Below are 7,156 nucleotides of genomic sequence, written 5' to 3'. Positions count from 1 at the left end.
AGTTTTGTTTAAAGTTAATAATTTCGAATTAACAACTGTCCAATTTTTAGGGAAGCCTACAAAATGGGGAAGCATACAAAAGGATTTTTTTGTAAAGCATAAGGACTAATAATAACTCATAGTAATTTAGAATTTATGTCTGGGTGAAAAAATAATTAAATTTTAAATGAGATTAAAATTATTTATTTTGAAAATACTTAAAAAAGTAAATAATTAAAAGGAATTGAGTATATCCATAAACCATATCTTCCACAGGTATGGTAAACATTCTAATACCTAAAAAATCTTTTGGATTGTAGTTTACAATTGGGTTTTCCAATCCTGTTCCTGTCAAGACACCATTTACTGGAAAAAAACCTAGCATTAGTAGTGTATAAACAAAAGAAGCCTTACTTATCCATTGTGACTTCACAATAAAATGAAGATAAAATAAAGTAGCTACACTAACTAAGCAGGTGGTAATGGTGTAAATTTTATTAATGTTTAATAAACCTACTACTATTAGAATAATTATACTAGTAAAAACTAATAAATTATTAAATGATTTTAATAAATCTAATTGATAATATTTGTCAATTACAAAATATGTGAAAATGCAAGAGAAAGGAATAAAGATAAAAAAGAGCATTTCTTCTAAAGGTAAACCAGCTATAGAAACCCCTATGGTATAATTTGTATTAAACCACCATACTCCTAAATGAGTAAACCATATATCCCAAAGAATAAAAGGAACAGATACTAAAGCTGATGCTTTAAAAAAATGGAGGAATTGCTTATTAAATTGAATTCTGCTATCAAAAGAAGCTACAAAACAAATTATTACAGTTAAAAATAATATAGTTGAATAAGTTAAAGAAATCATTTTTTTGAATTATTTAAAAACATTTTATAATATTTTAATGGTACATATAAGAATCCAAAACATTCACCGTTGTGCTTCTCGGTATGTTTATGGTGTTGTTTATGTGCACGTCTTAATGCTAATAAATAGGGGTTACTAGTATTTTTTAATACTTTTATTCTTTGATGAATAAAGATATCATGAACAAAAAAATAAGTCATTCCATAAAGCATAATTCCTAATCCTATATAAAACAAATAATTATAATTATTCAAGGCTCCATAATACATTAATGCTATTGATGGAATAGAAAAAATAATAAAAAAATAGTCATTTTTTTCAAAAATACCCTTATTGGAATGATTATGATGATCTTTGTGTAGTATCCATAAAAATCCATGCATTAAGTATTTATGTATAAGCCAAGTAGCTATTTCCATTAATATAAAAACTAGAAATATAAGTAAAATATTCATAGACTTATTTATTAGAATTGAATATGTTTTCTAGAACTTTGTATCTATAATCAAAAATTTCTGTAAGTTTTTTCTTTACAAATAATTTGTGCGCAAAGTATCCAATAAAACCCAAAGGCAGTTCATACTCCACAGTATCCTTCATAAGAACACCTTCTTTGTTAGGAATAAATTCATGATGATGTATCCACAATTTATAAGGCCCCTTTTGTTGAAAATCTGTAAAACTATTCTCATCATCTACTTGTGTAATACGAGTGGTCCACCTCAACGGTATTCCAAGAATGGGAGTTACTATATAATCGATAATCATTCCCGGATATATCTTTTCATCACCAAATTCAGTTAAGACATGAAATTTCATATTCTTAGGTGTTATTTTCGATAAATTCAATGGAGAGCAGAAAAATCTCCAAGCCGTATCTATATCACATTTTAATTGCTGTTCTCTATATAGAATGTATTTCATTTTAAAATTATTTCAATATTATCTCTTAAAATAGAGTAGATTGTTTTTCTTTATTTATTTTGATAAATTCTTTATTTTTAGGGTATAATGCATCATAATCTAGAAGTTTGAGAGCATTTTAAAACTCAAGTACTAATTAAAGGGATACAACTAAATTTTATAATTTTAATCATAAGAGAGCTATTTTATATCTTAAATAACTTTTAAAAGCGACTAATGCTTTATGTGAATTTGATATGCGTATTCTAGAATTCAAAATTTCTGATGATGATTTGTTTTTAATTTTATAAAATAGGGACAAGTAATACTTGTAAGCTAAATAAACCCCGAATTTAGATGAATTTGGAAGTTTTTGTATACCAATAAGTGCTTGTTTAAATTCAATTTCAATTTCATCTTCAATTTGACTTTTAACTTCATTATCAAATACACCCATATTCATATTTGGAAAGTAAGTTCTACCAAGTAATTGATAATCGTTTTTTAAATCACGTAAGAAGTTTACTTTTTGAAATGCCGAACCCAATTTCATAGCAAAAGGTTTAAGCTCTTCATATTTAGTTTTATTTCCTTCTGTAAAAATCTGTAAACACATTAAACCAACAACCTCGGCTGAACCATATATGTATTGATTATATAAATCTGAATTGTAGTCAACTTTTTGTAAATCCATCTCCATGCTATGTAAAAATTGTTCAATCAAATTATAATCAATATTATATTGATGTACAGTTTGTTGAAAAGATTGTAAAATAGGATTTAATGAAATGTGTTCATTTAAGGCTATTTTAGTTTCATCTTTTAATCTTGAAAGTAACATAGCTTTATCATAATTGTGAAAACTATCAACGATTTCATCTGCTAGTCTTACATATGCGTAAATTGCATATATCGCCGGACGAATAGAAGGTTTTAGGGCTAAAATTCCCAATGAAAAACTAGTACTATACTTCTTAGTTGTGATTTTACTAATCGAGCAAGAAAGTTCATCAAACAAGTGTTTCATACAAATCATTTATTAAAATTATTAATTTGATTAGCTACTATTTTTCCTGATATGATACATGGGGGGACTCCTGGACCAGGAACAGTTAACTGGCCCGTATAAAATAAATTCTTCAACTTTTGATTCTTTAACTTTGGCTTTAATATTGCTGTTTGCCTCAAGGTATTGGCCAAACCATACGCATTTCCTCCATACGCATTGTAGTCAGCAATAAAATCACTAACGCAATAACTTCTTTTATAGACAATTTTTGATGATAAATTTTGTATACCTGTGTGTTGCTCTATTCTAGCTAACATTTTGGACAAATAATTATTTCTAACCTCTTCATTATCTTCAAGACCAATAGCTAGGGGCATTAATAAAAAAATATTTTCTTTGCCTTTGGGGGCTACTGAGTCATCTGTCTTAGAAGGACAGCAACAATAAAAAAGTGGATCTTCAGGCCATTTTTTATCTGTGTAAATACATTCAATATGTGTGTCAAAATCATTTTCAAAAAACAGTGTATGATGTTGTAAAATTGGTAATTTTTGATCAATGCCTAGATAAAATATTAAACATGATGGAGCAAAAGTTTTCTTACTCCAATAATTTTCCGTGTAATTTCTAAAATCTTTGTCTAAAAGACTTTCTGTATGATGGTAGTCGCAAGATGAAATAACAACATCAAATTCATGTAATTTACCATTGATAAGTAAAGAAGTTACTTTATTATTAATAGCATTGATTTTTTCTACTGTTTGATTAAAGTAGAATTTTGTTCCTTGTTTTTCAGCAATTGATTGCATCGCCAAAACTAATTGATAAAAACCACCAATAGGATAATAAGTACCTAATTTATATCCACCATAGTTCATCAGACTATATAAAGCAGGTATATTTTTTGGTGAGGCACCTAAAAATATAACAGGAAATTCCATTAACGCTCTTAATTTTTCATTTTGAAAGTATTTGTGAACATAGGTTCTAAAATTAGTCAGCATATCTAACTTAAAAGCCTGTATGCCAATTTGTAAAGAAGTAAATTCAAGCCAGTTATGACAAGGCTTTGTAACAAAGTCTTTCATTGCTATTTCGTATTTGGATTGTGCCACACGCATAAATTTTTCTAAGTTTTTAGCAGCTCCTGGTTCTATCTTATCAAAGATGATTTTAAGTTGTTCAAAACTTTCAGGAACTTGAAGGCAATCATTAGAAAAGATTATTTCGAACTGAGGATTAAGTGATACTAGTTTAAAAAAGTCAGAGGTTTTAAAACCAAAATCACAAAAGAATCCTTCAATAATATCAGGCATCCAATACCAACTCGGGCCCATATCAAAAACAAAACCTTCTGGAGTTGTAAACTGTCGAGCACGTCCTCCCGCTACAGTGTGTTTTTCAAAAACCGAAACATCATTACCAGCTTTAGCAGCGTAAGCAGCAGCGGATAGTCCAGAAAATCCCGAACCAATTATAGCTATTTTTTTCATTAGTTACCTCGATAAGTTGAATATCCATATGGACTTAAAGTAATGGGAACATGGTAGTGTTTATTATCACTAATTTGAAAAACTACTTCAATAAAAGGATAAAAGCTTTCTAAGTTTAACGTTTCGAAATAAGGAGAAGTTTTAAAAATTAATTTATAAATTCCATAATTATTTTGATCACTTAAAGGCAAGAAATCAGTAACCCTGCCATTACTATCTGTTTTAGTTTTGTTTATGGTTTTCCAGTTTGCTTCATTTTCCATCTTTTGTAAAACGACTTCAACATCAGAGGCAGGTTGTCCCAAAGAAATATTTAAAATATGGGTTGATAATTGAAAAGACTTATATTGAGCAAAGCAAAATTGCCCAAAAATTACCAATACTAGTAATAGAATTTTTTTCATAATATATAAAGTTTGATATAAATAGTAATGTTTAAAAAAGTGATTTATCTTCATTTACTAATGGTGTAAAAGTATACAAATATATAATAATAAGTATAATAGTATATATTTTATAGAAAAAAAATACTTGATTTATAATAGACTCTAATTTTTCTATTAAAGAAGTTTACAGATGTTTAAAAAAAATATTAAAAATATCAGACAGGATATTAATTCTTAATAACAGAGTGGTATAGTAGCTATTTAAAATGATTAACAATACAATGATTAGATAAAAAAAACGATTTATTTAATTGAAAATAAACGTACAAAATGGTAATATAGTTCTCTGACTTTATGATTTTATATTGTTTAAAACTTTACTTGTTTTTACATGTATTTTATGCTATTTAGTTTAGAACATATATTATTATTTTGCTTATATATATTTATATAGTTTGGGGAAATAAACATACATATATTATAGGATTTAGTAGTGAAATTCGATTATTTTACATCATATAAAAACTTTTTACAGAAGATTGTTTACTTTAAATTATAGAGGGATATCTTTTAAATATCCTTATCCATATACTCTTCTAACCCCTGTTTTAATTTATCCAAATAACAAGTCCTTGATTTAGCCCTTGTTTTCATCCGATGAAAAGCATGATGAATATCTCCTAAAGGGATCTGAAACAGTTCTTGAAAAACAATAGCTATTTTCTTGATTTCTATTCTTCTATGCCCGATGGAACCAGTTACATAAAGCGCATAAATCAGCTCAATAAGCGCATTTTGAGATTCAGACCAATGTAGAGTTTGGGACTTTACTTTATTTGATTTGCTAGAATACACCTCTTGTTGTTCTAGTAAATATAATTGATCTTTTAGATAACTGTAGAACATATTATCAGCTATTATTTTAGCTACCTTGATATCATAATAGGTAGAGAATTCCATATCGATTTTAAAAGCCACACTGCTTAAACCTTCTTTTAGATCAATGTTTCCTCTACTAAAATAAAGATGATCTTTGTCTGTGCGGTTGTTTATGTAGTATTTATAAAAACTGGATTTTCTAATGTACTTTTTGCTTTGATTTTTAAGCTGAGTAAGTTTTTTAGAAAAGAATTTTTTATCCAGATGCATTTGTCTGTTAAGGCTTGATTCTAGCCGGTAGATTTTATTGTAATAGATTAGTTTACCAAGGATAGTAGGCTTTACCACTTTAAAAAAATAGATTTCTTCTTCAAGGGTTAAGGTTGAATTAAGCAGATATGCACTTAACTGATATAAAATAAGCTGAAGGTTATTTATAATTTGTACGATGTCCTGCGAGTGTAAAAGAAGATTTAAAGATTCTTCCTGATTTTGAATGCTTGTAAGCAGGCTATTAAAGTAAGTTTGGTGCTTCATAATACTTGTATTTTGATTTGGTTATTATTTTGCACGATTTTCAGAAATGGAAGTAAAACAAGGTAGAGGGGAAAGTACGTATTAGTCAATACGTATTATTACGTTTTAATGCTGCGGAAATTACGTATTGCGAATTTTGTTATTAATTCAGAGATTTATTTCATAATTTTAACATGTAGTATTATGAATATCAGCAGTCAAAGTGGAAAGGAAATTACCTTAGAAGAAGCAATAGAGTATACGCATACCTATCAAAGCGAGCACCCAGAAAAGACTAAATCCTTTTTTGTGGGACTAGATAAATTAAATCTGATATTATCACAAAACGATTGTATTGGTCTTCGAATTTATTTAGGTGAGAATCCAGATAACTCACAAGCCAATATGGTTTTAGTGGGAGTGGATAGTAATCAAGAAGACTTAACTAAAGGGACTCTTTTGGAGGAACTCGTTCCATGTCCTAGAATCTGTCCCAAAAAAAGTGAATTAATAAAAAGAGAGTGATTTATCAAGTTCTAGTCTATATCGCCCTTACCCTTGGATTGGTTCCTTTAATCCTAGGTTTGTTTTGTAAAGACAGAGTTTTTACAAAACAATATTGGGGGTATATCCCATTAATTGGACTTATGGCTTTGGCAAGTGGCTATGAACTTATTTGTAGTTATTTTCTAAAGATTAATAGCGATTATTGGTTTCAAATCTATACACTGTTTGAGTTTTTAGTTATCTTTTACTTTTTTAAATTCATATTTAATCAAAGACTTAGTAGGTATTTAGCTGTCTATCTAAGTCTTTTTTTATTGGTGTATTTATATACCTTTTGGTTTGTATTTCCTGTTGATGTATTAAAAAGTAAATCAATTGGCAAGATAGGGGTGAGTGTGTTGGTTTTTGCTGGAACTTTTTATTGGCTAGGCCAATTGTTTAGCCGTCGTAGTGTTGTAAGGCTTTATAATACCCCTGCATTTTATTTTATTGTTGGGCTTTTTATGTATTACCTCAATACAATTTTCTTTTTTGTTTTAGTGCCACATGTTTATAGTTTGAATCTGTATTTATATGATTATTGGATTGTAAATGTGATCGC

8 protein-coding genes are annotated in these 7,156 nt (G+C 28.2%); 1 reads left to right on the top strand and 7 read right to left on the bottom strand.

Translation table 11 applies throughout. The annotated features are described in order from the left end of the window. Positions 1-178 precede the first annotated feature (178 nt). The 7 genes from ACUTSE_RS17005 to ACUTSE_RS16975 all read right to left on the bottom strand — a co-directional run bounded on the left by ACUTSE_RS17005 (position 179) and on the right by ACUTSE_RS16975 (position 6,069). Positions 179-862 (bottom strand): lycopene cyclase domain-containing protein, encoded by a 684-nt coding sequence (locus tag ACUTSE_RS17005; protein WP_445641101.1) that lies wholly within the window; start codon positions 860-862, stop codon positions 179-181. Continuing rightward, entirely contained in the window at positions 859-1,317 is a 459-nt protein-coding gene (locus ACUTSE_RS17000) for a sterol desaturase family protein (RefSeq protein ID WP_445641100.1), read from the bottom strand. The genes ACUTSE_RS17005 and ACUTSE_RS17000 overlap by 4 nt, the downstream gene beginning before the upstream one ends. A gap of 4 nt (positions 1,318-1,321) precedes the next feature. Beyond that, the gene (locus ACUTSE_RS16995; RefSeq protein ID WP_445641099.1) at positions 1,322-1,786 is read right to left on the bottom strand and encodes an SRPBCC family protein; all 465 of its coding nucleotides are present in this window, start codon (positions 1,784-1,786) and stop codon (positions 1,322-1,324) included. Between the two features lie 169 nt (positions 1,787-1,955). Then, positions 1,956-2,792, bottom strand: coding sequence for a phytoene/squalene synthase family protein (locus ACUTSE_RS16990; protein ID WP_286442464.1), 837 nt, complete (start codon positions 2,790-2,792; stop codon positions 1,956-1,958). Positions 2,793-2,797: 5 nt separating this feature from the next. After that, on the bottom strand, positions 2,798-4,267 hold the full coding sequence (locus ACUTSE_RS16985; protein WP_445641098.1) for a phytoene desaturase family protein: 1,470 nt from the start codon (positions 4,265-4,267) through the stop codon (positions 2,798-2,800). After that, complete coding sequence (gene uraH / locus ACUTSE_RS16980; RefSeq protein WP_445641097.1) at positions 4,267-4,671, bottom strand: hydroxyisourate hydrolase; 405 nt, start codon at positions 4,669-4,671, stop codon at positions 4,267-4,269. Before uraH ends, ACUTSE_RS16985 begins: the two co-directional genes overlap by 1 nt. Positions 4,672-5,223: 552 nt before the next feature. Further along, a complete protein-coding gene (locus ACUTSE_RS16975) occupies positions 5,224-6,069 on the bottom strand; it encodes an RteC domain-containing protein (protein WP_445641096.1) in 846 nt (281 codons plus the stop codon). Positions 6,070-6,252: 183 nt separating this feature from the next. Between ACUTSE_RS16975 and ACUTSE_RS16970 the strand changes: the two genes are divergently transcribed. Beyond that, on the top strand, positions 6,253-6,573 hold the full coding sequence (locus ACUTSE_RS16970; protein ID WP_445641095.1) for a hypothetical protein: 321 nt from the start codon (positions 6,253-6,255) through the stop codon (positions 6,571-6,573). Positions 6,574-7,156 lie beyond the last annotated feature (583 nt).

The organism is Myroides sp. TSA_177.3, from assembly GCF_052691955.1.
Note: the sequence above shows the minus strand (reverse complement) of the source record. Positions and strands in the feature narration are given on the sequence as shown.

Excerpts from the sequence above, each read along its gene's own strand:
- ACUTSE_RS17005 (WP_445641101.1), bottom strand. The coding sequence starts at position 862 with ATGATTTCTTTAACTTATTCAACTATATTATTTTTAACTGTAATAATT.
- ACUTSE_RS17000 (WP_445641100.1), bottom strand. The coding sequence starts at position 1,317 with ATGAATATTTTACTTATATTTCTAGTTTTTATATTAATGGAAATAGCT.
- ACUTSE_RS16995 (WP_445641099.1), bottom strand. The coding sequence starts at position 1,786 with ATGAAATACATTCTATATAGAGAACAGCAATTAAAATGTGATATAGAT.
- ACUTSE_RS16990 (WP_286442464.1), bottom strand. The coding sequence starts at position 2,792 with ATGAAACACTTGTTTGATGAACTTTCTTGCTCGATTAGTAAAATCACA.
- ACUTSE_RS16985 (WP_445641098.1), bottom strand. The coding sequence starts at position 4,267 with ATGAAAAAAATAGCTATAATTGGTTCGGGATTTTCTGGACTATCCGCT.
- uraH (WP_445641097.1), bottom strand. The coding sequence starts at position 4,671 with ATGAAAAAAATTCTATTACTAGTATTGGTAATTTTTGGGCAATTTTGC.
- ACUTSE_RS16975 (WP_445641096.1), bottom strand. The coding sequence starts at position 6,069 with ATGAAGCACCAAACTTACTTTAATAGCCTGCTTACAAGCATTCAAAAT.
- ACUTSE_RS16970 (WP_445641095.1), top strand. The coding sequence starts at position 6,253 with ATGAATATCAGCAGTCAAAGTGGAAAGGAAATTACCTTAGAAGAAGCA.